At 67.7% G+C, this 23,201-nt stretch carries 24 protein-coding genes and 4 pseudogenes; 15 read left to right on the plus strand and 13 right to left on the minus strand.

The window, feature by feature from the left end; all coding sequences use genetic code 11:
• Positions 1-62: 62 nt before the first annotated feature.
• A pseudogene (locus OHA61_RS00105) lies at positions 63-568 on the plus strand (HAD family hydrolase); the annotation flags it as partial.
• Between the two features lie 412 nt (positions 569-980).
• On the opposite strand, the gene OHA61_RS00110 reads toward OHA61_RS00105, so the two are convergent.
• Both OHA61_RS00110 and OHA61_RS00115 read right to left on the minus strand, forming a co-directional pair.
• Positions 981-1,436 (minus strand): hypothetical protein, encoded by a 456-nt coding sequence (locus OHA61_RS00110; RefSeq protein WP_406301068.1) that lies wholly within the window; start codon positions 1,434-1,436, stop codon positions 981-983.
• Positions 1,437-1,728: 292 nt separating this feature from the next.
• On the minus strand, positions 1,729-2,079 hold the full coding sequence (locus tag OHA61_RS00115) for a hypothetical protein (protein WP_406301069.1): 351 nt from the start codon (positions 2,077-2,079) through the stop codon (positions 1,729-1,731).
• Between the two features lie 184 nt (positions 2,080-2,263).
• Between OHA61_RS00115 and OHA61_RS00120 the strand changes: the two are divergent.
• Positions 2,264-3,194, plus strand: a pseudogene (locus OHA61_RS00120) (IS5 family transposase).
• Here OHA61_RS00120 and OHA61_RS00125 read toward each other — a convergent pair.
• On the minus strand, positions 3,195-3,875 hold the full coding sequence (locus OHA61_RS00125; RefSeq protein WP_406301070.1) for a GNAT family N-acetyltransferase: 681 nt from the start codon (positions 3,873-3,875) through the stop codon (positions 3,195-3,197).
• A 166-nt stretch (positions 3,876-4,041) separates the two neighbouring features.
• Here OHA61_RS00125 and OHA61_RS00130 point away from each other — a divergent pair.
• A pseudogene (locus OHA61_RS00130) lies at positions 4,042-5,209 on the plus strand (IS3 family transposase).
• A 43-nt stretch (positions 5,210-5,252) separates the two neighbouring features.
• On the opposite strand, the pseudogene OHA61_RS00135 reads toward OHA61_RS00130, so the two are convergent.
• Positions 5,253-5,468 (minus strand): annotated as a pseudogene (locus OHA61_RS00135) (transposase); the annotation flags it as partial.
• A gap of 266 nt (positions 5,469-5,734) precedes the next feature.
• A complete protein-coding gene (locus tag OHA61_RS00140) occupies positions 5,735-6,367 on the minus strand; it encodes a TetR/AcrR family transcriptional regulator (RefSeq protein ID WP_406301071.1) in 633 nt (210 codons plus the stop codon).
• A 53-nt stretch (positions 6,368-6,420) separates the two neighbouring features.
• Between OHA61_RS00140 and OHA61_RS00145 the strand changes: the two genes are divergently transcribed.
• The 4 genes from OHA61_RS00145 (at position 6,421) to OHA61_RS00160 (ending at position 10,677) form a co-directional block, all read left to right on the plus strand.
• Entirely contained in the window at positions 6,421-7,380 is a 960-nt protein-coding gene (locus OHA61_RS00145) for a GNAT family N-acetyltransferase (RefSeq protein WP_406301072.1), read from the plus strand.
• Positions 7,381-7,489: 109 nt separating this feature from the next.
• A complete protein-coding gene (locus OHA61_RS00150; protein ID WP_406301073.1) occupies positions 7,490-7,798 on the plus strand; it encodes a transposase in 309 nt (102 codons plus the stop codon).
• A 2-nt stretch (positions 7,799-7,800) separates the two neighbouring features.
• Positions 7,801-8,703, plus strand: a complete 903-nt coding sequence (locus tag OHA61_RS00155; protein WP_406307237.1) for an IS3 family transposase — start codon at positions 7,801-7,803, stop codon at positions 8,701-8,703.
• Between the two features lie 936 nt (positions 8,704-9,639).
• On the plus strand, positions 9,640-10,677 hold the full coding sequence (locus tag OHA61_RS00160) for a hypothetical protein (RefSeq protein ID WP_406301074.1): 1,038 nt from the start codon (positions 9,640-9,642) through the stop codon (positions 10,675-10,677).
• A 54-nt stretch (positions 10,678-10,731) separates the two neighbouring features.
• On the opposite strand, the gene OHA61_RS00165 is transcribed toward OHA61_RS00160, so the two are convergent.
• Complete coding sequence (locus tag OHA61_RS00165) at positions 10,732-11,112, minus strand: hypothetical protein (protein ID WP_406301075.1); 381 nt, start codon at positions 11,110-11,112, stop codon at positions 10,732-10,734.
• Between the two features lie 123 nt (positions 11,113-11,235).
• On the opposite strand from OHA61_RS00165, the gene OHA61_RS00170 reads away from it, so the two are divergent.
• Both OHA61_RS00170 and OHA61_RS00175 read left to right on the plus strand, forming a co-directional pair.
• The gene (locus tag OHA61_RS00170; RefSeq protein ID WP_406307238.1) at positions 11,236-12,003 is read left to right on the plus strand and encodes a Ku protein; all 768 of its coding nucleotides are present in this window, start codon (positions 11,236-11,238) and stop codon (positions 12,001-12,003) included.
• A gap of 171 nt (positions 12,004-12,174) precedes the next feature.
• Positions 12,175-12,525, plus strand: a complete 351-nt coding sequence (locus OHA61_RS00175) for a hypothetical protein (RefSeq protein WP_406301076.1) — start codon at positions 12,175-12,177, stop codon at positions 12,523-12,525.
• An 86-nt stretch (positions 12,526-12,611) separates the two neighbouring features.
• Here OHA61_RS00175 and OHA61_RS00180 read toward each other — a convergent pair whose 3' ends face one another.
• Together OHA61_RS00180 and OHA61_RS00185 are read right to left on the minus strand one after the other, a co-directional pair.
• A complete protein-coding gene (locus OHA61_RS00180; protein WP_406301077.1) occupies positions 12,612-13,187 on the minus strand; it encodes a hypothetical protein in 576 nt (191 codons plus the stop codon).
• Between the two features lie 24 nt (positions 13,188-13,211).
• Positions 13,212-13,733 carry a hypothetical protein gene (locus tag OHA61_RS00185; protein WP_406301078.1) on the minus strand — a complete coding sequence of 174 codons (522 nt, stop codon included), beginning with the start codon at positions 13,731-13,733 and terminating at the stop codon, positions 13,212-13,214.
• A gap of 473 nt (positions 13,734-14,206) precedes the next feature.
• Here OHA61_RS00185 and OHA61_RS00190 point away from each other — a divergent pair, with 473 nt between their 5' ends.
• From OHA61_RS00190 to OHA61_RS00205, 4 genes are read left to right on the plus strand one after another with little or no spacing between them, the layout of a single operon-like run.
• Positions 14,207-14,419 (plus strand): hypothetical protein, encoded by a 213-nt coding sequence (locus OHA61_RS00190; RefSeq protein ID WP_406301079.1) that lies wholly within the window; start codon positions 14,207-14,209, stop codon positions 14,417-14,419.
• Entirely contained in the window at positions 14,400-14,744 is a 345-nt protein-coding gene (locus OHA61_RS00195; RefSeq protein ID WP_406301080.1) for an ArsR/SmtB family transcription factor, read from the plus strand. The genes OHA61_RS00190 and OHA61_RS00195 overlap by 20 nt, the downstream gene beginning before the upstream one ends.
• A gap of 5 nt (positions 14,745-14,749) precedes the next feature.
• Positions 14,750-15,238 carry an ATP-binding protein gene (locus tag OHA61_RS00200; RefSeq protein WP_406301081.1) on the plus strand — a complete coding sequence of 163 codons (489 nt, stop codon included), beginning with the start codon at positions 14,750-14,752 and terminating at the stop codon, positions 15,236-15,238.
• A gap of 35 nt (positions 15,239-15,273) precedes the next feature.
• Positions 15,274-15,399, plus strand: coding sequence for a DUF6126 family protein (locus OHA61_RS00205; RefSeq protein ID WP_266486505.1), 126 nt, complete (start codon positions 15,274-15,276; stop codon positions 15,397-15,399).
• Positions 15,400-15,408: 9 nt separating this feature from the next.
• Here OHA61_RS00205 and OHA61_RS00210 read toward each other — a convergent pair whose 3' ends face one another.
• The 5 genes from OHA61_RS00210 to OHA61_RS00230 are packed head-to-tail and all read right to left on the minus strand — an operon-like array spanning position 15,409 to position 20,574.
• Positions 15,409-16,890, minus strand: a complete 1,482-nt coding sequence (locus OHA61_RS00210; protein ID WP_406301082.1) for an NADH-quinone oxidoreductase subunit C — start codon at positions 16,888-16,890, stop codon at positions 15,409-15,411.
• Positions 16,891-16,894: 4 nt separating this feature from the next.
• Positions 16,895-18,514 (minus strand): proton-conducting transporter membrane subunit, encoded by a 1,620-nt coding sequence (locus tag OHA61_RS00215; RefSeq protein WP_406301083.1) that lies wholly within the window; start codon positions 18,512-18,514, stop codon positions 16,895-16,897.
• Entirely contained in the window at positions 18,514-19,206 is a 693-nt protein-coding gene (locus OHA61_RS00220; RefSeq protein ID WP_406301084.1) for a hypothetical protein, read from the minus strand. The genes OHA61_RS00215 and OHA61_RS00220 overlap by 1 nt, the downstream gene beginning before the upstream one ends.
• 7 nt (positions 19,207-19,213) lie before the next feature.
• Positions 19,214-20,167 (minus strand): respiratory chain complex I subunit 1 family protein, encoded by a 954-nt coding sequence (locus tag OHA61_RS00225; RefSeq protein ID WP_406301085.1) that lies wholly within the window; start codon positions 20,165-20,167, stop codon positions 19,214-19,216.
• A complete protein-coding gene (locus OHA61_RS00230; RefSeq protein ID WP_406301086.1) occupies positions 20,164-20,574 on the minus strand; it encodes a hypothetical protein in 411 nt (136 codons plus the stop codon). The genes OHA61_RS00225 and OHA61_RS00230 overlap by 4 nt, the downstream gene beginning before the upstream one ends.
• 141 nt (positions 20,575-20,715) lie before the next feature.
• On the opposite strand from OHA61_RS00230, the gene istA reads away from it, so the two are divergent.
• Positions 20,716-22,353 (plus strand): IS21 family transposase, encoded by a 1,638-nt coding sequence (gene istA, locus OHA61_RS00235; protein WP_406307239.1) that lies wholly within the window; start codon positions 20,716-20,718, stop codon positions 22,351-22,353.
• Entirely contained in the window at positions 22,350-23,147 is a 798-nt protein-coding gene (gene istB / locus OHA61_RS00240; RefSeq protein ID WP_406301087.1) for an IS21-like element helper ATPase IstB, read from the plus strand. Before istA ends, istB begins: the two co-directional genes overlap by 4 nt.
• Positions 23,148-23,201: the final 54 nt, after the last annotated feature.

Consider the following 23,201-nt stretch of genomic DNA (forward strand, 5'->3'; position numbering starts at 1 on the left):
ACGCAGCCGCAAAGCCGCCCAACGCACGACCTGCGCACCATCCAAAGCGAAAGGACATCTGCATGCGCTCGCTCCCCACCAGCACCGAGGCCGTGGTCTTCGACTGCGACGGCCTGCTGGTCGACACCGAAACTTGCTGGACCGCTGCGGAATCAGCCATCTTCGCGGCACACGGTCACCCCTTCGGCCCCGAACAGAAGGCGCTGGTCATCGGCCGCACCGTGGAGGCCGCTGGAGAGGCCATGGCCCAGTACCTCGGGCGACCCCGCGCCGGCGCCGAAATCGCCGCCGAACTCCTCGAAAGAGTCCGCAAAGAGCTTTCCCGAGGCGCATCAGCACTCCCCGGGGCGGCGGAACTGGTGCGCGCCTGCCGGGCGGCCGTACCCATCGCCGTAGCCAGCAACACCCACGGGAACTGCTCGACACGGCACTGTGGTCGGCCGGTCTCGCGGACTACTTCACCCACTCGTTCGCCGCCGACGAAGTCCGCTCCCCCAAACCCGCACCAGAGCTCTACCTCACGGCATGCCAGGCACTCGGCACGACTCCCAAACGCTCCGTCGCCTTCGAGGACTCGGCCACCGGCGTCGCCTCGGCACGTGCTGCCGGGCTCCACGTCGCAGTGGTGCCGTCCCTTCCCGGAGCCGACCTCGACCACGACTGGCTGGGCACCAGCCTGGCCCAACCCGAACTGCTGGACTGGGCCGGGGAACTGCGAGATGGCACGGTCCGCTGATCCACTCAGGGAGAGGGGCCGTCACCGAAGACGTCGGGGTGTGCTGAGGCGTCCGCACCAACAGCCTGCCTCCCCTTCCCCGACGCTGAGACCGTCGGGGCCAACGGGTCCAGCCGGAAGCGGCCTGCCAGTCAGCGCCAGATGCGCCAGATGCCCCCCGGCGACCGCCCCGATAATCACGGAGAAGCAGGCGTCCCCGACCACACGGCACACCCCGGCGCACACAGCCAGCACAGCGACCACATCAAGCACTTGATGCCGCGTCGGCTCGGGCGGCAGCACTGGTCCAGGCGCACTGCGGCGGCCGACACTGTCCGCATGGGCCAGTAATCTCCTCGTACGCACCCAGCCCGACGCCGTCGCCGGCCTGCTCCGCCTCGGCCAGGGCCTGCGAGAAGCCCACCGCGAACTCGACCGTGAGCAGCTGCGCGAACTGTCCAGCCAGCAACACCGCCTGATCGGCGCGCTGGCACGCCAAGCCCGCCAGCTGGCAGCAGAAGCCGGACATCCGGTCAGTGAAGTCGCGCAGCACGAGATCGAAGCAACCCTGCACGCCGTCCTGGACGATCCCCAGGCGCCGCACCAGACCGATCGTCAGGAAGGCGAGAAGCTCGCAGACCACGCTCAGTGTGAGCATCCAGACCTTGGCCCCGAGCGTCTCGAAGCTCTTCTCCAGGTAGCCGGCCGGATAGCCGAGCACCAGGGCGATCCGCCAGAGTCCGCTCGGCAGTACAACCAACGTGGTCAGATGCGCGGCCCAGATCGCCCAACGGGGCGGCGGCGCAACGGAGTCTGCGGTCGTAGTGGTCTCAGAGTGGTCATGAGGCTCATCCTGCCGTCCCGTCCGTCACGTTCCATCGACCTCAGAGCCCGGGCCAGGTAGTCCGCTGGGATGGCGCCCGGCCGGTGCGAGGGGGCTGCGGGGAGGAGCGATCGTCAGACCTGGAGGGACCGCTCAGAACCCATCTCTGCACCTCAAAGCTGATCGCCGTCTACTTGTAGGCCTGATTCAGCGCCCAGATCGCCCAGACGATCACGGTCAGCGGAATCACGACGGCCGCGGTGCCGAGCGCGACACCCGCCCGCGCCCGGAAGCGATCGGCTCCCTCCCAGCCCCGCATCCTGCGCAGAGCGACGATGCCTGAGACGACCGCAGAGATCCCCACGGGCACGATCAAATAAACGGGAAGAAGGCGGACCCACATCGGGACCGGGACGGGCAGCAAGGGGCAGACAATCATCGCGACGGCGACAGCACCCAGTACAAGCGACGTCGTACCCCGCGACTGCTGCCGCGCCGCCACCTGTTCACTCGATCCGGCCATCTGCTCAACGGAACTCATGCTCGGGATGCTAGGCAGCAGGTACCGCGCTCCGCTTGGGCGCGAGTACCTAGGTCGTCCTGAGTAGCCCGCAGCCGAATAGACGGCACGAGACCAGCGCAAGAGCGGGCAGCGCCTCCACAGGTCTGTAAGCCCTGTTGCTCCTAGGGGGTGTCTCTTCGATCAGTGACTCGTTGTTCTGGTCATGCTCAGCAGGGGGGATCTCACGGACGGAGAGTGGGCGAGCCGCTGCTGCCCAGGGGCAACAACAGGTGCGGCCGGTGGCGGGACCACCGTCAGGTGATCAACGGGATCATCCACCGGCTCGGTACCGGCTGTCAGTGGCGCAAGCTGCCCGAACGCTTCGGCCCGTGGAAGACCGTCCACAAACGCCATGCGCTGTGGTCGGCCGACGGCACCTGGGAACGACTGCTCCAGCACGTCCAGGCCGTCGCCGACTCAGCAGGCGACCTCGACTGGAACATCAACGTCGACTCCACCTCGATCCGCGCCCACCAGCACGCCGCCGGCGCCCCGACCGATCCGCCACCGGCACCTGCCGGTGTCTCAAAGGGGGCCCTGCAAAGATCAGTTCACATGCGCACGCACATCCGCCTGAGACTGTTCCTGGCGGAGGCGGTGCGGCGGGCGAGGCTCTCGGCCGCTCCCGCGGCGGACTGACCACGAAGATCCACCTGAGCGCAGACGGCAGATGCCGCCCGCTCTCCCTGATCCTCACCCCCGGCCAGCGCGCGGACTGCACCCAGTTCGAGCCCGTCATGGACAAGATCCGCGTCCCCCGCCTCGGCACAGGCCGGCCCAGACGGCTGCCTGACAGCGTCGCCGCCGACAAGGCGTACAGCAACAACCTGATCCGCTCCTACCTGAGACGACGCGGCATCCGACACGTCATCCCGGAGAAAAGCAGCTCCAGAACCGCCCGTCAGCGCAAAGGCTCGGACGGCGGCCGACCGCCGGGCTTCGACAAGACCCGGTACAAAGCCAGGAACACCGTCGAGCGAGCGATCAACAAGATCAAACAGTTCCGAGCCGTCGCTACCCGCTATGACAAGCGCCAATACGTATACCTCGGCACCATCACGGCCGCCGCACTCCTCATCTGGCTCCGCTCGTGATCACAACGCCCTGGCGGGATCCGAGGCTGTGGCGTGAACGTCGATACCAAAGAAGGCCGCACAGTCTGCCAGTCCGCTCACGGTCACGGGCAGATGCTTCTGAGAGTTCCAACCCTGCTGGGAGAGGCGCAAGTACTGAGACTCGACGACCCGTCCATCGAGGACGTCGCGAGATAGGCCGTCAGGCTCGTAGCCGAGCTTTCGAGAGACGGCCAGCGATGCGTGATTGTCGGTGAAGGACGCCGACCTGGCGAACACTGCGCCAAGTTCCACGAACGCCAGGTGCAGCAGGGCGACCCGCATCTCAGTGCCGAGCCCCTGGCCCTGGTGATCAACGCCCAGCCATGAACCCGAGACGATCTCGCGTCGGATGCCGAAGTTCTCAGCCCGCATCTCCTGGATGCCCACGGGGTGTCCCTCGAAGAACACGACGAGCTCCAGAGCCCAGTCGTCGGGTGACCATGAACCCAAGCGGCTCCAATGCTGCTGCACGACGTGTCGAGCGAGCTCAACCGGCGGACGATCCGTCCACGGCGTCAGAAACGGACGCGTGCCGGGGGCATGCACGCCTCGTGCTGCCACTTCGGCCACCGCCGCGAGCTCTTCCTCGGAAGGAAGCCGCAACTCAAGACGGGGCGACCGCACACGCAGCGCCTTGAGCGGCCAGATGTCGATCAACATGCGTGCCAGTGTGCACAGATGTACGTGGGGACGCTCCGCCTTTTTCTAGATCTGCGTCTGTCTCAGAGCATGATCGGCGAGACGCCCCCTAGTCGGCGTGAGGCGCCCCGAAGTTCTCGGACAGCGGTCCCCATAGGATCGAAGTCCAGAACGGCGGAGAGAGCACGTGGCACAGAAGCGTAGGAAGTTCAGTCCTGAGTTTCGGGACGAGGCGGTCAAGATGGTGGTCGTGGAGTCCCGCCCGATCGCCGAGGTCGCCCGAGAGATACAAGTGAACGAGGGAACGCTGGGCACCTGGGTCAGCCGGTACCGGCAAGAGCACGCCGGGGAGGAGCCTCCCTGAACATCAGCGAACGCGCCCGCCTGCGCGAACTGGAACGCGAGAACCGGGAACTCCGTATGAAGACCGAGTTCCTGGGAAAAGCGGCGGCCTTCTTCGCCCAGGAATACCGGTGACGGAGAAGTACGAGTTCATCGACGGCGAGGCTGACAACTTTCCCGTGCAGCAGATGTGCACCTGGGCGGGAGTATCCACGTCGGGCTTCTACCACTGGAGGTCCAGGCCATTGTCGGCCACCGCGAAGCGCCGTGCGGAACTGAGGGCCGTCATCCTCAAGGTCTTCTCTGACTCTCAGGAGACCTACGGCTACCGGCGTGTCCACGCCGCGCTCCAGCGGATGAACGTGCAGGCCGGAGCGGAGCTGGTCCGCGCGCTGATGCGCGAGCTCGGCCTGGTGCCATGCCAGCCGCGGCCCTGGCGGGCGACCACGATCGCCGATGATGCGGCGCCGGCCACGCCCGACCTGCTGGCCCGTGACTTCACCGCTGACGCTCCCGGGCGCAAACTGGTCAGCGATATCACCTATGTTCACACCTGGGCCGGGTTCCTGTATCTCGCGACCGTCATCGACTGCCACACCAAAGCTGTGGTCGGCTGGGCGATGGCCGACCATATGAAGACCTCTCTCATATCGGATGCACTCGATATGGCAGTCCGGAACATCGACCTCGCCGAAGGCTGCGTATTTCATTCCGATCGCGGCAGTCAATACACGTCTCGGGAACTTCGTTGCAAGCTCCGCTCGTTGGGCCTGCGAGCGTCGGTCGGCCGCACCGGTGTTTGTTGGGACAATGCGATGGCTGAATCATTTTTCGGCGCCCTCAAGAACGAACTCGTGCACCGAACTACGTTCCCAACACGCGCACATGCCCACCGGGCGATCGTCCGCTACATCGAGATGTTCTACAATCGAAAACGCCTCCACTCCGGCCTCGGCTACAAGACTCCCGCAGAAGTCCACGCCGAGTACGAGGAGTTGCAGACGGCGGCATAAAGAGAACCCTCAACACCGCTGTCCGAGAAGCGCAGGGCCCCTCAACGGTCTTGCAGGGCGGGAGGTCGTGCGGCAGGTACTCCCATGGGATACCGGTGCGGTTCACGTAGAGGATCGCGTTCACGATCTCCCGCAGATCATGCACTCGAGCGGCCGTGCCTGGCCCGGTCCGCCCCGCTCGCCAAGCCGTGAACACCGGCTCGATCAAAGCCCATCGGGCATCGGACACGTCACTGCGATACGGGCGCCGAGAACTCACGGAACAAGCAACGACGCACTGCTGCCGCAGTCACCTGAACGGATCAAACCACCAGCAACCCAGATCAGATGCCCTCTAAGCCGTCGACGCACTACTTCGACCCCCGCGGCGTGCACCGGGTGTTCGCAGTCGCCGTCACCGTGGACACCTGGCGATTCTGGAACGATGCCCCCGGGTTCTCGCAGTGATTCACCGGCACGCTCACGACAACGACAACGCGATCAACGGTGAGGCAGAGCTATCGCGGGATGAGGTGCTACCTGGCCCTACTGGTCAGGGACCGGCCTGCCGACACCGGCGTCAGGCTGGGGCAGCGCGATCGAAGCGAGGAAGTCGTCGAGCATGGCGATCTGTACGTCCTCGGGGAAGCGGACGGGGTCGAAGAGGGCTTGGACGACGAGTCCGTGGGTGAACGCGACGGCGGTGGCGGCGAGTTGCTCCGGGGCGGCGGTTGCGGGGATCTCGCCCAGGCTGCGGGCGGCTTCGAAATGCGGGCGTATCGCTGAGCGCAGTCGGGTGTAGCGGTCGGCCTGGTCCGTGGCCAGCCCGTCGTCGGCGAGGGCAAGGTCCCAGGAGCTGACCCAGATGCGATTGCGGGCGGTGTCGTCCGCAGTCAGCGGCAGGATGTCCAGCAGCATGGCTCGCACGGTGGCAAGGCCCTCGATGGGACGTTCGCGGCGGGGACGTTCCGCGGTGCGCTTCTCCAGCAGGTCCAGGGCATGCGCGATCAAGGCCCGCTTGGTCGGGAAGTAGTGCATGAGCATCCCGGTCGAGACGCTCATCGCGGCGGCGACGGCACGCAGGGTCAGCCCGCTGAACCCCTTGTCGGCGAGTACGTGCCATACCGCCTGGGACACGTCCTCGCGGCGGGCTTCACGATCTCCAGGTGCGGGCGGCATGCTGCTACCTTACGTGCCGAACGCTCGTTACGTACCCCGGGATTGAGGTATCCTTGTTCGCACTGCCGGTCGGTGACAACGCTCAGCTCCGCCCCCTGGAGCCCTGGCACGCCCAGGAGTTCCTCGCCCATATCGACCGCGCCCGCCCCAACGTGGACCCTTGGATACCCTGGGCGACGTTCAGCACCGACCTCGCCTCCGCCACCGCCGTCCTCCAGAGGTACGCCGACAGACAGGCCAAGGACACCGCTCGGATCTATGGGATCTGGCTGGACGGCACGCTGGTCGGCGGCGTCATGTTCACGAAGTTCGACGCCACCTCCGGAGTGTGCGAAATCGGCTGCTGGCTGGAGGCGGACGGGGCAGGCCGCGGGCTGGTGACCCTGGCATGCCGGGCATTGATCGACTGGGCTTTCAAGGAACGCGGGATGAGCCGGGTCGAATGGTGGGCCATGGCTGGCAACACTCACAGCATCAAAGCCGCGCGCCGACTCGGGATGACCCGCGATGGTGTGCTGCGGCAGCGCTCTGCGTACCGGGGCGTGCGGCACGACAGCGAGATCTGGTCGGTCCTCTCCGAAGAGTGGTCACCCGTGCGAGGAGTACCCGTGTCCGACGTCAAGGCCGAGCTCGACCAGCTGATGCGCGCCTTCCTCGGCGCGTTCACCAACACCGGCGGCAGCCGGCCGAACGTCAACGTTGTCCGTGAGGTGTTCATTCCACAAGGAATGATTATCAGCAACGTCGGGGACAAGCCCGTGATCTACGACCTCGACGCGTTCGTCGAGCCCCGGGAGAAAATCCTCACCGATGGGACGCTGACGGAGTTCTCCGAATGGGAAGTCGCCGAGCGGACCGAAATATTCGAGTCGATCGCGCACCGGTTCAGCGAGTACCGCAAGTCCGGTTTCCTCGACGGCGAGTGGTTCGAGGGCTCCGGCCGCAAGACCACCCAGTTCGTCCGGACGCCTGCCGGCTGGAGGATGAGCTCGATGGCCTGGGATGACGTGTAGGAGGCTCCCCAACCCAGATATGGCATGGGTTTGCGAATGGCCGGAGTGGGCTTGATTCGCTTTGACGGACACCTGAGATCAGGGGTTCTGCCCCGGAAGGATGTCCATCATGGAGAGCATGGGGAAGAAGAAGCCTTGGCCTCGCCGTTCGTTCACGCCGGAGTTCAAGGCCGAGATCGTCGAGCTGTGCTGGCGCGGTGGCCGCTCGGTCGGCCCGGTGGCCAAGGACTTCGCTCTGACCGAGACCGCGGTGCTGCTGTGGGTCAGTCAGGCCGAGGTCGATGCGGGCGAGCGTGACGGTCTGACCAGCAGCGAGCGCGAGGAGTTGGCCGCGTTGCGGCGGGAGAACTGCCGGTTGCGCGAAGACGTCGAGATCCTCAAGCGGGCCACGGCTTTCTTCGCGAAGGAGACCCGGTGACGGTGCATCCGTTCATCGAGGCGGAGAAGCGAGACGGTCACAACGTCAAGCGCGCATGTGAACTGCTGCAGTCTCCCGAACCAGCCTTCTATGCCCGTCGCACTGGCAGGCCCGGACCTCGGGCGGTCCGGGACGCCGAGCTGACCGAGGAGATCGCCGAAGTGCACGAGCGGTCGCGCGGCGCCTATGGGGCTCCGCGCGTTCACGTCGTCCTGCAACAGGAGGGCGAGCGGTACGGCCGATGCCGCGTTGCCCGGCTGATGCGGGGCGCGGGGCTGCAGGGCCGGCACCGCAGACGACAGCACCAGACCACGATTTCCGACCCACGGGCCGCTGACCGGCCGGACCTGATCGGGCGGGACTTCGCCCCGGACTCGGCCGCCCTCGATACCCGCTGGTGCGGCGACATTACGTATGTCCCGAACGAGGAGGGCTGGCTCTATCTGGCCACCGTCATCGACATCACCTCACGCCGGGTGGTCGGATGGGCGACCGCCGATCACCTGCGAACCGAGCTGGTCGCCGATGCCCTGCGGACTGCCTGCCAGCAGCGTCGCCCAGGCCATTCAGTGATCTTTCACTCGGACCGCGGCTGCCAATGCACCTGCACCGAATTCGCCGCTCTGAGCGAAGAGTTCGGCATCCGGCATTCTGTCGGCCGCACCCGGCAGTGCTGGGACAACGCGCTCGCCGAGTCGTTCTTCGCCACCATCAAGCGCGAGTTGCTGAAGAGGGCGACGGGCTCGCCGCCCAGGAAACGCCAGAGCGGCGACCCTGCCCGAGCTGGAGCATGTGGAGCACTCGCCAGCACTGCCGGAGCCGTGGTGAGCATCGCCAGCAGGGTCCGTGAGTGCGGCGTGGGCACCCAGATCCGGACGGCACCGCCCTCTGGCACAGGTAGATAGTCGACCTCCCGATGCCCCCACACGCCGCCGCTGCCGCCCCACTTCACCTTGCTCACCTGCTGCACGGTGCCGCCGCACGCCAGCCGCAGGGCCTCGCGCCCGTACGGTCGGAATTCCACGACGCCCGCCTGCGGCAGCAGCCGCACGCGTCCACGGACGAAGCGCCGGGGATACGGCAGCGCGAAGCCATGCAGCCTGCACCAGATCCGGACCTCGTGCCCCGCGGCGGCTCTCCGCGCCATCCAACGGCCCCAGACCACCATCGCCAGACCAACGAACAGCAACCAGCCCAGCCCGAGAAACGGGCCGCTGCCGGACGGCAACCACATCAATTCCATGACGGCATACATGCAGCCTGACCTGCTCGTGACGACAGGCGCGGGAACAAAAATGATCGCCGGACCGTGGCTGCCGGAACCCGGCAACGAGGCCTATCCCCTACAGAAACGACCCGACGGAAGGTACGGCGCAGCCTCGCCCCACGCTGCCCGCCTTCGGACACGGCTCACCACCGCTGCAACCACTCGTCGCCGCACCACCCGCCGACTGCGGCTGCACGCGGAGGCGGCGGGCTCCGCTCACTAATGATCTCTGTGTGATGCCACCCGCTGAAAGCCCGTTTACACAGCTCAGTTCGCATCACTCCGCGACATTGCGCGGCGAAACTCAGTAACGTCCGGCAGGCCCGCGCGTCGCAGGAATTCCAGTGACCTACGAGGGACAGGCGGTACCGCGGCGGGCAACGTCCAGGTGTCCGCCGCGTACCTGTCCTAGATCCACGAAATACAGTCAAGCTCGGTTGAGTCGCCTTTCGATGACGAGCGCGAGGGTGGATAGCCGACCCCGGAGGGTCGGTTCCGATCTGGTTGGAATCTACCCATACAGTTCACTCTGAGGTCTTTGTGACCTGAGTCGCCGGATCCGAGAGGGAGATCAATGAGCTCCGCGAGGCAGACCGTCAAAACCGTGCGCAACGATCGGGTACAGCTCACCGATGCGGAACGAGCGACGATAGATCTCCTCAACGCCTCCGTCGCAGATGTCAGAGAGCCGGAGGGCTGCTACGCGCTCGCCGAGTTGCGCAAGTCGCTCACCAAGGAGACCCGCGAGGCGCTGGGGACCGCGATCCCAGATCCCGAGGAGCGTGGTCGCGCTCAGATCGAGCAGATCAGGCCTGAGCTCGAGAAACTCAAGGGCACCGCGTGGCCCGTACGTGGCTTCATGCCGCTAGAAACTCGCGGTCTTCCGCCGGTCGACGTTGCGCCGCAAGGTCCTATTCGTCCCCTCCCCCGTGACCCGGATATCTTCCTCGCCCAGCCACCGCACGTGGGCGAGTGGACGTGGACCGAGACGAGCACGCTCGTGAACGCGCCGAGCGATACCCTCACCGTCGACGTCGACAGCGATCGCTATCGGATCTTTGGACACATCGGCTACGCCAGCGACGACCTCTTCACCGGCACAGTGGGCCTCGCGATCACCTACATCCTCCCGCCCGAGCGCATGCCGAGGACGGACCGGACGGTCTTCGTGGTCGAACCCGAGGTGCGACTGGGCGGCGATGTCTCGGGCTGGACCGGTCCGTATCACCCGATCTGGCACGCGGACGATAAGTGGTCGAAGTGCTGGCGATTCCTTGAGGCGACCCTCACCCTCAGCAACGGCGAGCGGCTGGCTGAGGACTCGTATAGCTTCGACCTCTTCCTTCTCGATGACGTAATTCCGGTGGGCCGGGCGAGTGTCGACGAGTTCTTTGGCTGGGGCGCGAGGCTGACGTTCGCGGCGAACATGGCCGACCTCCGCCGGGACGGTCACTCGATCTTCTTGCGGATCGCGCTTCGCTACGACTTCCAGCTCGAGGGCGAGAGCGACATCTGGTTCCGCAACCGACCCGGCTCGGCCAGCGAGTCCGTGCCGGCATTCGACAACGCGCTAACGTTCCGCGTCATCTCGCCGGGCTTTGTCCCGATCTGAGTAGGGTCGGGGACTGGAGCGGTGGCTGCCACTCCGTTTCCAGTCCCCGCCGCTTCAAACCGTGCATGCAGTTCTCCCGCACACGGCTTTCCGACATCGTTCACCGACTGGCATGCGCTGTCGCCCTGCGATGAGGTCTCGCATCATCACCTCGTCCGGGACCAGTTGGCGGGCAGCCGCGATGACCGCGAACTCGTGCTCGGCCGGTGTGAAGCGGGCCACTGCGTCGACCTCACGCACGAGGGACGTCGGGATGTACGGACGCCCGGTGTCCAGGAGCAGCTGCCGGGTGTCGTTGTAGAAGTTCGCGGTCACGCCTCTGGCGAACTCCAACTGGTCGTCCTCCAGGTGCGTGAGGTGTTCGACGATCGCGGCGCGATCCCGTGCGGCGTAGGCCCGCAGCAGGTCGTGGGCCCGCCGGGACGCCTCGTTCATCCGGGGGTCGGTGAGAGCAGAAGGCCGCAGCCACACAGAGCGCGTGACTGCCCCTCACCCAGCCGTGATCGTTCTCGCCGATACTGACTGTTCCGTTGGTCCCCATGGCCGGACGGCTGGCGGATCCGCAACCGCAAGATCTGCGAAGCGTGCGGGAAGGTCCTCGACCTGACCCAGATCGGCCGCGGCTACGAACTTGACGATGGCTCGCTGGTCGCGATCACCGACGAAGAACTGGACGCGCTGCCGCTGGAGAGCGTCCGCGCCATCGAAGTCCAGGGCTTCAACCCCTATGAGAGCGTCGACCTCCTAAGGGTCGGCAAGCCGTACTACCTCGCCCCGAACGGGCACATCGCAGCCAGGCCGTGCGCGCTCATCGTCCAGGCACTGCAGCGCAACTCGAAGGTGGCGATCACCAAGTTCGCGCTCCGGGACCGCGAGCGGTACGGACTCCTCAGGGTCAAAGACGGCGTACTGGTTCTCCACCAGCTTCTGGCCAGTGACGAGATCCGCTCCCCCGCCGCCCTCGCCCCGCGGGAGACAGACGTGCCCGCTGACGAGCTCCAGCGCGCGCTCGACCAGACCGACGCGCTCACCACCGAGGACCTGGGCGACCTGACCGACCACTACAAGGAAGCCCTCGAAGAGGTCATCACAGCGAAGATCGAAGACAGGCATCTGTCCCGGGCTGAGGCACCGGCACCCAGAGAGCCTGTGCTGGTCGACCTGATGGCCGCGCTCAACGAGAGTGTCGCGGCCGCCCGCCGGTCACGCGGCGAGAGTGGCGAGCACGCGACCGTCCACGAGATGCCCCAGCCCAAGGGGACCGCGAAGAAGACCGCTACAGACGGAAGTGTCAAGGCTCGCCGCCACGACGACGAACTCGCTTGACGGACCCGACGGACTGTCCGGCGCTAGGAGCATCAGCGGTTTACAGACCCGTGGGGGTGCTGCCCGCTCTTGCGCTGGTCTCGTGCCGTCTATTCGGCTGCGGGCTACTCAGGACGACCTAGGTACTCGCGCCCAAGCGGAGCGCGGTACCTGCTGCCTAGCATCCCGAGCATGAGTTCCGTTGAGCAGATGGCCGGATCGAGTGAACAGGTGGCGGCGCGGCAGCAGTCGCGGGGTACGACGTCGCTTGTACTGGGTGCTGTCGCCGTCGCGATGATGGTCTGCCCCTTGCTGCCCGTCCCGGTCCCGATGTGGGTCCGCTTTCTTCCCGTGTACTTCTTCGTGCCCGTGGGGATCTCTGCGGTCGTCTCAGGCATCGTCGCTCTGCGCAGGATGCGGGGCTGGGAGGGAGCCGATCGCTTCCGGGCGCGGGCGGGTGTCGCGCTCGGCGCCGCGGCCGTCGTGATTCCGCTGGCCGTGATCGTCTGGGCGATCTGGGCGCTGAGCCAGGCCTACAAGTAGACGGCGATGCTGGCTGTTCATGGCGAGCGGGGTGTTGGGGGTTCTGGGCCATTGGCGGGGCGCCCGACTGGCAAGGCAAGAGCAACTCAGTCGCTGACGAGCGGGCAGCAAGCCCGAATCGCGGCCGGATCCCACCAGTAGCAGCGGTAGTGCGCCATCGGCCAGCCGCGGTCCTTGAAAAAGATCCGCACGATGATCTGGTCGCCTGCGGGGTCGTGGACGCGCCAGCTGGCCCGGGCGTCATGCCACAGGCCGCCCACCCTGATCTGGACCGGCATGGCGGGGACAGGTCCGTACGGCTCCATGTCCGGCACCGGCGCAGCGTCGCCCTGGGGGACGGGTCGGTGCCGGATCGCGTCGCCGGGCAGCACCCGGTCCTCGATGGGATGGGGCTCGAGAGCGGTGAATTCCATGGCGTGCTCGTCGGCCCAGAACCAGCCCAGGCGCCTCGCGCCCACCCGGTCAGCGGGCCGCAGGCCCATCGCGAAGAGAATCCGGCCGTCGGCGAAGTCGCGGCGCTCCACGGCTGAGCCGAAGTACGGCCGTCCCGCCATCTGCAACCGCACCCCGGGCTCTTTGCGCGGCCTGTAGAACTCCACGCTGACCGGCTCCTCCCCCACGGTCATCGGGTCCACCTGCACCGCATCCCGCCACTTGCTCACGGCACGCTCCTCGATGCGGGGCCGTCAGCCGGCGTGACGGTGGGAGGCGGCCGGGCCCACGGTGCCCGGGCCGAACCTTCGGTTGAGCGCGTCGACCGCCCGCTCGGCGCGCAGCCGGTCCTCCCGCATCGCGTCCAGAGACAGCTGCTCGGCCACCGTCTCGGCGGCGACGAGTTGCTCTCCTCTGATGGCCACGGCCCGTACGCGAGCTCGCTGGAGCGCCATGGACCGGTATAGGTCGTACGCGAGGTCGCGAAGGTCGTCGGTGTGCGCGGACGGCCCACCCGGCAGCTGCCGGCTGCGGATCAACTGGCCGCTTCCGGCGAAGGTCAGCGTGAGTGTCACCGCCTTCGCCGCCTGGCGGCGGCCGCGCAGGAGTTCTCCCAGCTCGACTGCGCAGGACAGCAGGGCGGCCCGGATCAGGTCCGGCGCCGGGGTGTCGGTCGAGAAGCGGCGCGCGGCAGAGGCGCTGTGCGGCAGCTCGGCAGGCACGATGACGCGGCGGTCGATGCCGCGGGTTCCGTCGCTCGTTCGGAGGTGTTGCATCGACAACACCTCCGCCGACGCCGTCGTCAGGGCGGGCGGTATTTGGTGGGCCTGCGGGGTCGGCGGCCTTGACGGTGGTGTTGAGCTCACCGAGGTCGCCGACGAGTGCTCGGCGTGGCCGATGTTGCGCCGGCACCAATCAGGTGCCGAGCGCGTTGGCGGGCGTGGTGCTGGCCGGGGGCAACAGCGGGGCAGACCATGACAGTCCGCTCACAGGCGGGGCTGGGTCTCGTACATGCGGACCGCTACGACCAGGCCGGAGGCCGCGGTGAGGGCAACCGACGAGATGCGCTGATCAGGACCGACGACAGGCTGACAAGTGATCACTTCCCGCGCATATCAAGATCGTTTCCCACGGTCCTGGTCCGCGGCAGGCACAGGGCGCATGCGGGTGGTGTACCCCGCACCACTCAGGGCGTAGAATTGAAGAGTTCTTCAATTTGTTAGTTGCCGAGTCGGGCAAGGGTGCCGAGGTGGGAAGGGTGGCCGTGGGCGGGTTCGTCGAGGCGGTGCTGGAGCGTGTCCGGGAAGCGCGGGCCGCCTTGGAGGCCGCGCTGGAGGCAGAGGACGCCTACGGCGCGGCGATGGCGCAGGAAGAGCTGGACGATGCGCTTCGGCTCGCGAGCGACCACGGGATCGACGTGGGGGCGGAGGAGGGTGAGCGAGGTGCCGGTTCCGCTGTATGAGGCGAAGGCGGAGTTCTTCCGGATGCTGGGGCATCCGGTGCGGATACGGGTGCTGGAACTGCTGCAGGGCGGGCCGATGCCGGTCCGTGATCTTCTTGCGGCGATCGAGATCGAGCCGTCGAACCTGTCGCAGCAGCTGGCGGTGCTGCGCCGGTCGGGCATCGTCACGGCCACCCGCGAGAGTTCGACGGTGGTGTACGAGCTGGCGGGCGGGGATGTGGCGGAGCTGCTGGCTGCCGCGCGGCGCATCCTGTCTGTCCTGCTGGCTGGGCAGCAGGAGCTGCTGGCCGAGCTGCGCGAGGCGGAGAGGGAAGCGGCTCCGTGATGGGGATGGAGAGGTTCAGGCCGTGGCGCAAGCACTTGCCCGCGGCGGCAGTCGAGCACACCTTGCCTGCGGTCCAGCGGTACATCGTGTCTGTCCGGGTGGCGCCGGAGGCGGTGCGGGAGGCTCGGCAGGCGGTGGCTGAGCACCTGCCGAAGGTCGGCATCGCCGCGGACTCTGCATTCGCTGATGCGGTGCTGTTGGTGGCCAGTGAGCTGGTCGCCAACGTGATCCGGCATGCGGCGCACACTCCCGTGACGGATGTCGGGATAACCGTCGGTGCCGGACAGCTGGTGATTGCGGTCACCGACGGGGACTCTCGCCTCCCTTGCCTCGCCGCGGATGCAACGGGTGAGGGTCTGCGGACGGTGAGTGAGCTCACCGACATGTACGACGGCGATGTCAGCGCGGAACCGGCCGTGGATCACGACGGCAAGGTCGTGCTCGTCCGGTTCCGGATTCCTTACCCACAGACCCCAGGAGACGCAAGGCCATGAGCGATGACGGAACCGAGAAGCAAGCCGAGGAGCCGATGGACCTGGAGAGGTGGAAAGAACGCGGCGTCATGCTGCGCGTCTTCGTCTACGTCTTCGCAACGCACCTGTTCGCCGGCTTCATCTGGCTTCTGTTTTACGTGGGCGAGCACGCGCCGAAGTAGCGGGCCGCCTCATAGGTCGTTGCCGGCGTAGGAGAGGTTGAAGCTCTTATTGGTCAGTGGGAAGTCCGGGACGATGGTGTCGGCGAGGGCGACGGGCAGTGCGGGCCAGTTGAAGAACGACGGGTCGACCGGTTTGACCCGGGCCAGAGTGCCGTTGGGGGCGAGCTCGATGCGGGTGGTGATGGTGCCGCGCCAGCCCTCGACGATGCCGACGCCGCTTCCTGGCCCCACGCCCGGTGCGGGCGTCGGCGCGAGGACGGCACCTGGGGCGAGGCCGTCGGTGAGGCGCTCGATCAGGGCAAGGGAGACGTCGATCTCCTCGGCGCGGACGAGGAAGCGGGCGAGCACGTCGCCGGTGTCGCGGACGGGGACAGCGATCTCGGAGTCGTACGCGGTGAAGGGGTGGCTGAGGCGGGCGTCGGTGCCGGGCAGGCCGCTGGCGCGGGCCACGTAACCGAGGCAACCGATGTCCCGCGCGGCCTCTGCGGTGAGGACGGCGGTGTCGGTGAAGCGGTCACGGACGGTGGACTGGTCGAGCGCGAGACCCGCGATCTCGCGGATGTCAGCGCCGATCGCCTTCAGCCGCCGCGGGTCGGGCAGGGCGTGCAGGGCTGCGCCACCGGGCATGACGCCGCCGCGCAGCAGACGGTGACCGGTGATCTCGGCGTTCAGGCGCAGGAGTTGTTCCCGCACCCGCTGGGCGTGGGCGTTGAGGATGGAGTGGCCGACGTCGTTGCAGAGCATGCCCAGGTCGGCGACATGGTTGTGCAGGCGCTCCAGCTCCAGGAGGAGGACTCGGGCGCGTTGGGCGGTGGCCGGGACCGCCGTGCTGGTGGCCTCTTCGACGGCGAGGCAGTAGGCGAGGGCGTGTCCGACGGCGGTGTCGCCACTGATCCGTTCGGCGAGGGGCAGCCCGGCCGCGATGCTGCGGCCTTGGAAGAGTTTTTCGATGCCTTTGTGGACGAACCACAGGCGGGCTTTGAGTTTGAGGATGGTCTCGCCGACGACGGAGAAGCGGAAGTGGCCCGGCTCGATCAGCCCGGCGTGCACCGGTCCGACCGGGATTTCGTAGACGCCGTCGCCTTCGACCTCCAGGAAGGGGTAGGGGCCTTCCTGCTCTGCGAAGGGCGGCGGGGGCCCGGCGTCGGGGAGCATCGGGTACCAGCCGCGCGGCCAGTGGAAGTGGCGCACCAGACGGCGCGGCATGGGGTGATCGCGGGGGACGATCCCGAAGAGGTCCCGCATTTCGCGCTCGAACCGGCCTGCGGGGAAGGACATGTGGGCCAGCGTCGGCACCTCCGGCCGGTCGGCGTCGAGGTGTACGTGCAGTTCGGTACGGGTATCGGGCGGTCCCGCGACGAAGAGGTACACCACGCGGATCCGGTCCTCGTCGTGGTGGGCGGCGACCAGGGCCAGTCGACGGCCGGCGCGCAGCAGTTCGTCGGCCCGCTTGGGCAGTTCGGCGGCATGGATCTCGTGCACAGTGCGCATGGCTTCAGCGGGCTCCGATCGCCTGGGCGGCATCCTGCAGCAGGTCGGTGAGCGGACCGGTCGAGATACCCAGGGCCGCGCAGGCCACCAGGCCCAGGACGAGTGGCCATCGGGTCGTGGCGGGCGGCTCGTCCGTGCGGGCTGTGGGTGCGGGGCCGAGCAGCATCCGGGCGGTGCGGGTGGCGAGCGCGGCGAAGGCGATCAGGACCAGCAGCAGGGCGGCCGAGACGGCCCAGCCCATGCGGGCGGTGAATCCGGCGCGGACGATGCCCAGTTCGGAGGCGAACAGACTGAAGGGCGGGAACCCGAGCAGCGCGACGACCGCGAGCCCGAAGATGCCCGCAAGGCCGGGTGCCCGGGCGATCAGGCCGCGTACGCGTCCGATGCGGGTGGTCCGGGTGAGGTGGAGGATGTGGCCGGAGGCGCAGAAGGCGGCCGCTTTGGCGAGCCCGTGCCCGGCGATGTGCAGGAGCAGGGCGGCACGGGCGAGAGGGGTGCCGATCGCGGCGCCGAGGGCGATCAGGCTCATGTGCTCCATGCTCGAGTACGCCAGCATGCGTTTGTAGTCGCGCTGGGCGAGCAGCAGGGCCGCGGCGAGGGCGAGTGTGAGCAGCGCGATGCCGGTCAGCAGGGCGCGGGTGTAGCCGGTCCCGAGGGCGGCGTCGGAGATGCTCTGGTAGCGCAGGATCGCGGTGAAGGCGACGGACAGCAGGACGCCGGACATCAGCGCGGAGACGGGGGCGGGTGCCTGGCTGTGGGCGTCGGGTAGCCAGGCGTGCAGGGGCACGAGGCCGGCTTTGGCGCCGAAGCCGAGGAGCACGAGGCCGATGCCGAGCCGGGTGACGGCCGGGTCCAGCCGGTCGGCCTGTTCCATGAGGGTGGGCCAGTTAAGGGCGTACGCCTCGGCGATGCCCGCCTGCCGGGCGGCGTAGTAGATGAGGACGGTGCCCAGGAAGGCGAGGGCGATCCCGGCCGAGCAGATCACGACGTATTTCCACGCGGCTTCGACGGATGTGCGGGTGCGGCGGTGGCCGACGAGGAATGCGGTGACGATGGTGGTGGCTTCGATGGCGACCCACAGCACTCCGAGGTTCGCGGTGAGCACGGCCAGGCACATGGCTGCGAGGAACGACTGGACGAGGACGTGGAAGAGGGCGGTGTTACGGGCATCGGCCCGTCCGGCGGTGCGCTCGCCCGCCAGATAGGAGGGGGCCGTGGCGCAGGCGATCAGTGCGACGGCGCCTACGACGAGCAGCATCCACACCGTCAGGGCGTCGGCGCGCAGCAGTCCGCCGTAGGCGGTCACGGCTTCGTCGTCACCGAGGGCGGCTGCCAGTACCGCACCGCAGGTGATGACCGCCAATGGGGAGATGAGCCCGTACCAGTCGGCCCGGTGAGGTGCATCGGACCCTGGCGGAGGTGGCGCTGCGGCCCCGTCCGCCGGTCCGGTGGCGGCGCCGACCAGGGCAGGCTGACGGGACACCTCCCTGCTCGGCTCGCGAACTTCCGCGGCAGACGCACGCAGGCCGGTCAGCGCATGGACGCAGGCCACGGCCAGGGGCACCGCGACGGGCGCGGTCAGCAACACGGCGGTCGCAGCGGGCTCTTGGAGAAGATGCGGCATCAGTCGTGCAGCTCCCGCAGGTCGTCGATGTCGGTCGTGCCGAATGCAGCCCGCATACGAGTGGTGAGCAGCTGCAGTACCAGTACGGCGAGCAGGACATCGAAGGAGACGCCGAGTTCGACGATCAGCGGCACTCCGGAGGTGGCGAGAAAGGCGGTCGCTGTGATGCCGTTGTCCAGCAGCAGGAAGCCCACCACCTGGGCCAGCGCCCGCCGCCTGGTGACCAGCACGAAGAACCCGATCAGAACGACCGCAAGGCCCACCGGCAGGGCACGTGTCGCCGGGGTGGCGTCGAGCTCGGCCAGCGGCCGGGCCACGGCATAGGCGAGCAGGGTCAGTGCCGCCGCAGTCAGCAGGGACGCCGCCACATTCACCAGCGGCTGGGTCTCCCGGGTCTCGGCCCCGTCCGTGTCATACGTTCTGTGGTGCCCGGTCGGGGCGGTGAGCGCCCGGCGCATCAGATACGGAAGCACTCCGGCCCGCAGGAGACCGATTCCGGCCGCCACCGCGATCAGGTCCCAGCGTTCCTCATGCAGCCCCAGGAGGACGGCGACGGCGGCCAGGGCGATGCCCTGGAGGGCGAAGATCCGTACGATCGCGTCGAGTTCACGCCGCCAAAGGATCATCACCGCCGCCAGCAGGAACGCCCCACAGGCCAGGTCCAGCAACTGCGTGTACAGACTCTCGCTCACGGCGCGCTCACTCTCCGCTCAGGAAGTAGGAGGAGGTCACCGCGAGCAGCGCCAGCAGGAAGGACCCGGCGAGCAGCTCCGGCACGCGAAACAGCCGCAACTTCGCCCAGAACACCTCTGCCGCGGCCAGCACCACCCCCAGCAGCGCAACCTTGACCACGAACAGGACCAGCGCGACGGCGAGCGCCGACGCTGATACGGTGGTCGCGATGCCCCAGGGCGCGAACAGCGAGGCGAGCAGCCCCAGCAGCACCGTGAGCCGCATCTGCGCACCCAGTTCGACCAGCGCCAGATCGGGCCCCGCGTACTCCAGCACCATCGCCTCGTGCACCATCGTCAGCTCCAGATGCGTGGACGGGTTGTCCACCGGGAGCCGCCCGGTCTCCGCGAGGACGGCGACGGCGAGCGCGGCGGTCGCCAGCAGCCCCGCCGGCGAGGCCAGCCGTGCCGGTTCGTGGACGGCGCCGGAGACAATGGCAGGCAGGTTGGTGGAGCCGGCCGGTATCGACAGGGCGAACACCGACATCAGGAGGGTCGGCTCCACCAGAGCCGCGATGGTCATCTCCCGCGAGGCCCCCATGCCGCCGAACGCGGTCCCGGTATCCAGCCCGGCCAGCGCCAGGGCGACGGTGCCCAGCGCGAGGAGCGCCACCACCAGGATCAGGTCCGCGCGCCCGGCGACCGGTGTGTCCGTGGAAAGCAGCGGAACCAGCGCGGCGACCACCACAGTGGTCGCCACCAGCAGCCCCGGAGCGATACGGAACGCGGGCCCCGTCCCGATCGCGCTGATCGGTTCTTTACGCAGCAGCTTGCGCGTATCGCGCCACGGCTGGAGCATACCGGCCCCGGCCCGCCCTTCCATGCGCGCCCGCACCTGCCGCATCAGCCCGGTGAGCAGTGGAGCGCCCCCGACGACCACAGCGATCTGCCCCGCCACCGCCACATACCCGGCGGCGCTCACCAGCCCACCGCCAGCACCAGGAGCAGAGCGACCAGGCCGAAGAAGCCGTAGCCGAGATAGAGATGGACACTGCCGCCCGCCAGCCGGCGCGCGGCCCGCCCGGACCTCGCGAGAAACGCCAGCACCGGTTCGTACAGCCGGTGCTCGATCCGGTCGGGCACCCGGTTGCGGAACCGGACACGCTCCACCAGGTACGCGGATTCCCCTGCGTGCGTGACATTCACGTCCTGCTCCGGGGCAAGTACGTCGTCGAAGACGCGCTGCAAAGGTTCGGCGAACGAGGTCGCCGTATAGGCCATCCTCGGCGTGGGAGCGCCGCCGCCGCAGTCCCACAGCTTGGCGTCTCTGCGTCGACGGCGATTGCCATACAGCCGGGCCAGGTACACCGCCAGGGTGGCTTTATTCACCAGTAGTGCCGTCGGTTGTTCACGGGTTTGGGAGGCACCCAGATCCACGGTCGGGTGATGTTCACGAGTTTTGACAGCGCTGAGGTACTTGCCAGGGCAGCATCGGGATGCTCCTGGTGAAAGGTCCTGGTCATGCCGCAGATGTCCAAGGTCGAGCTGTACGCGGCGATCCGGCGTGATCACCGTGCCGGCATGAAGATGCGCGAGCTTGAGCGCAAGTACAACGTGTCGTGGCGGACCGTGAAGAAGGCCGTGGACTCGGTCTGGCCAGAGCCGAGGAAGAAGCTGCCGCCGCGGCCGACCGCGCTGGATCCGTACAAGCCGGTGATCGACGAGATGCTGCTGACAGACCTCGACGCACCGCGCAAGCAGCGCCACACGATCACCCGGATCTTCCACCGGCTCGTCGAGGAGCACAGCGCCGACGTGTCCTACCAGATGGTCCGACGCTACGTCTCCGACCGGAAGCCGGAGATCCTCGCGGCCTCGGGCAAGGCTCCGGTGGAAGCGTTCGTGCCGCAGACCCACCTGCCGGGCCACGAGGCGGAGGTCGACTTCGGCGACGTGACGGTGCGCCTGGCCGGCGAGCTGGTGACCTGTTACCTGTTCTCGCTTCGCCTGTCCTACTCCGGCAAGGCCGTCCACCGGGTCTTCGCCTCCTGCGGTCAGGAAGCCTTCTTCGAAGGACACGTGCACGCGCTTCGCACGCTGGGCGGTGTTCCCCGGACCAAGATCCGCTACGACAACCTGAAGTCGGCCGTCGCCCAGGTGCTGGGACTGAGTCGGGCCCGGGTGGAGACCGACCGGTGGATCGCTTTCCGCTCGCACTTCAACATCGAGAGCTTCTACTGCCGCCCCGGCATCGAAGGCGCCCATGAGAAAGGCGGCGTCGAAGGAATGATCGGCTACTTCCGCCGCAACCACTTCACGCCGGTTCCGGAAGTCGACTCCCTGGCCGAGCTGAACGAGATGGTCGACCAGTGGGACCTGCATGACGGGCGCCGGAGGATCGGCTCGCGGCCTCGGACCGTTGACGAGTACTTCGCCGTCGAGCAGCCGCTGCTGATGCCGTTGCCTCAGGAGCCCTTCGAGACGGGCCGGCTGTTCACGCCGCGGGTTGACCGCTACAGCCAGATCAATGTCCGGACCAATCGCTACTCGGTCCCGACCCGCCTGATCGGCAAGCGGGTGCGGGTCGTTCTGCACGCCTCTCACCTGGTGGTTTACGACCGGAACGTGGAAGTTGCCCGGCACGAGAGGCTGATCGCGAAGGGCGGCTGCCGCCTGGACCTGGACCACTACCTTGAAGCCCTTATCCGCAAGCCCGGCGCGTTCCCCGGTGCCACGGCCCTCGAACAGGCCCGGTCAGCGGGCAAATTCACTCCGGTCCACGACGCCTGGTGGGCCCAGGCCCGCAAGATCCACGGCGAGCGGGACGGCACTCGGGCGCTGATCGAGGTCCTGCTGTTGAACCGGCACCTCTCCCACGAACACGTCGTCGCGGGCCTGGCTACCGCCCTGCGGGCCGGCGCCCTGACCGCCGACGCTGTCGCACTGGAGGCCCGCAAGGCTGCTCAGGCGGAGGACGAGCCGATCGTGGGTTCCTCCGTCCCGGGGCTGCCCGGCGAGACGCCGGCGACCGTTACGTCGTTGCACGAGTGGCGCCTCGCACACCTCCCGCCGGACACCCGACCGATGCCGTCGGTGACCCCCTATGACCAACTGCTCCGACGCCGCCGCACCAGCGGCGGCGACCGCCATGAGGGAGAAGCACAGTGACCACTCTGCCCCGCCAGCGAGGCTTGACCGAGCAGGCCGCCGACGCCGCGATCGACACCGCCTGCCGCCTGCTGCGGCTCCCGTCGATCCGCAACGAGTTCAACGAGATCGCCGACCGGGCGGTCAAGGACCAGATGACCTACCGCGGCTTCCTCGCCGAACTGCTGATGACCGAGTGCGACGACCGGGCCCGTCGCCGTTCGGAACGGCGAATCAAGGCAGCCGGCTTCCCGCGGGAGAAGTCCCTGCGTGCCTTCGACTTCGATGCCAACCCGAACATCGACGCCGCTACGATCCACACGCTGGCCAGCTGTGAATGGATCAAGAAGAGCCAGCCCCTCTGCCTGATCGGCGACTCCGGAACCGGCAAGTCGCACATGCTCATCGCCCTGGGCACCGAGGCGGCCATGAAGGGCTACCGCGTCCGTTACACGCTCGCCACGAAGCTGGTGAACGAGCTGGTCGAGGCCGCCGACGAGAAGCAGCTGAACAAGACCATTGCCCGCTACGGCCGCGTCGACCTGCTCTGCATCGACGAACTCGGCTACATGGAGCTCGACCGCCACGGCGCCGAACTCCTCTTCCAAGTGCTGACCGAGCGCGAGGAGAAGAACAGCGTCGCCATCGCCTCCAACGAGTCGTTCGGCGGCTGGACCAAGACCTTTACCGATCCACGCCTCTGTGCGGCCATCGTCGACCGCCTCACGTTCAACGGCACGATCATCGAGACCGGCACCGACTCCTACCGACTCGCCAGCACGCGCGCACGCACTGAGCATGCCGAGGCTGGCTGATCTCGTTCCGAAGCTCCGGGCGAGAATCAAGGCCAAGACCGCTGACGAAGGTGA

Source organism: Streptomyces sp. NBC_00885 (assembly GCF_045207475.1).
Lineage (GTDB): Bacteria > Actinomycetota > Actinomycetes > Streptomycetales > Streptomycetaceae > Streptomyces.

Coding starts and splice junctions, on each gene's coding strand:
- OHA61_RS00115 (WP_406301069.1), bottom strand. CDS start 2,079: ATGAGTTCCGTTGAGCAGATGGCCGGATCGAGTGAACAGGTGGCGGCG.
- OHA61_RS00125 (WP_406301070.1), bottom strand. CDS start 3,875: ATGTTGATCGACATCTGGCCGCTCAAGGCGCTGCGTGTGCGGTCGCCC.
- OHA61_RS00140 (WP_406301071.1), bottom strand. CDS start 6,367: ATGCCGCCCGCACCTGGAGATCGTGAAGCCCGCCGCGAGGACGTGTCC.
- OHA61_RS00150 (WP_406301073.1), top strand. CDS start 7,490: ATGGAGAGCATGGGGAAGAAGAAGCCTTGGCCTCGCCGTTCGTTCACG.
- OHA61_RS00160 (WP_406301074.1), top strand. CDS start 9,640: ATGAGCTCCGCGAGGCAGACCGTCAAAACCGTGCGCAACGATCGGGTA.
- OHA61_RS00165 (WP_406301075.1), bottom strand. CDS start 11,112: ATGAACGAGGCGTCCCGGCGGGCCCACGACCTGCTGCGGGCCTACGCC.
- OHA61_RS00175 (WP_406301076.1), top strand. CDS start 12,175: ATGAGTTCCGTTGAGCAGATGGCCGGATCGAGTGAACAGGTGGCGGCG.
- OHA61_RS00185 (WP_406301078.1), bottom strand. CDS start 13,733: ATGCAACACCTCCGAACGAGCGACGGAACCCGCGGCATCGACCGCCGC.
- OHA61_RS00200 (WP_406301081.1), top strand. CDS start 14,750: ATGGAGAGGTTCAGGCCGTGGCGCAAGCACTTGCCCGCGGCGGCAGTC.
- OHA61_RS00205 (WP_266486505.1), top strand. CDS start 15,274: ATGGACCTGGAGAGGTGGAAAGAACGCGGCGTCATGCTGCGCGTCTTC.
- OHA61_RS00210 (WP_406301082.1), bottom strand. CDS start 16,890: ATGCGCACTGTGCACGAGATCCATGCCGCCGAACTGCCCAAGCGGGCC.
- OHA61_RS00215 (WP_406301083.1), bottom strand. CDS start 18,514: ATGCCGCATCTTCTCCAAGAGCCCGCTGCGACCGCCGTGTTGCTGACC.
- istA (WP_406307239.1), top strand. CDS start 20,716: ATGTCCAAGGTCGAGCTGTACGCGGCGATCCGGCGTGATCACCGTGCC.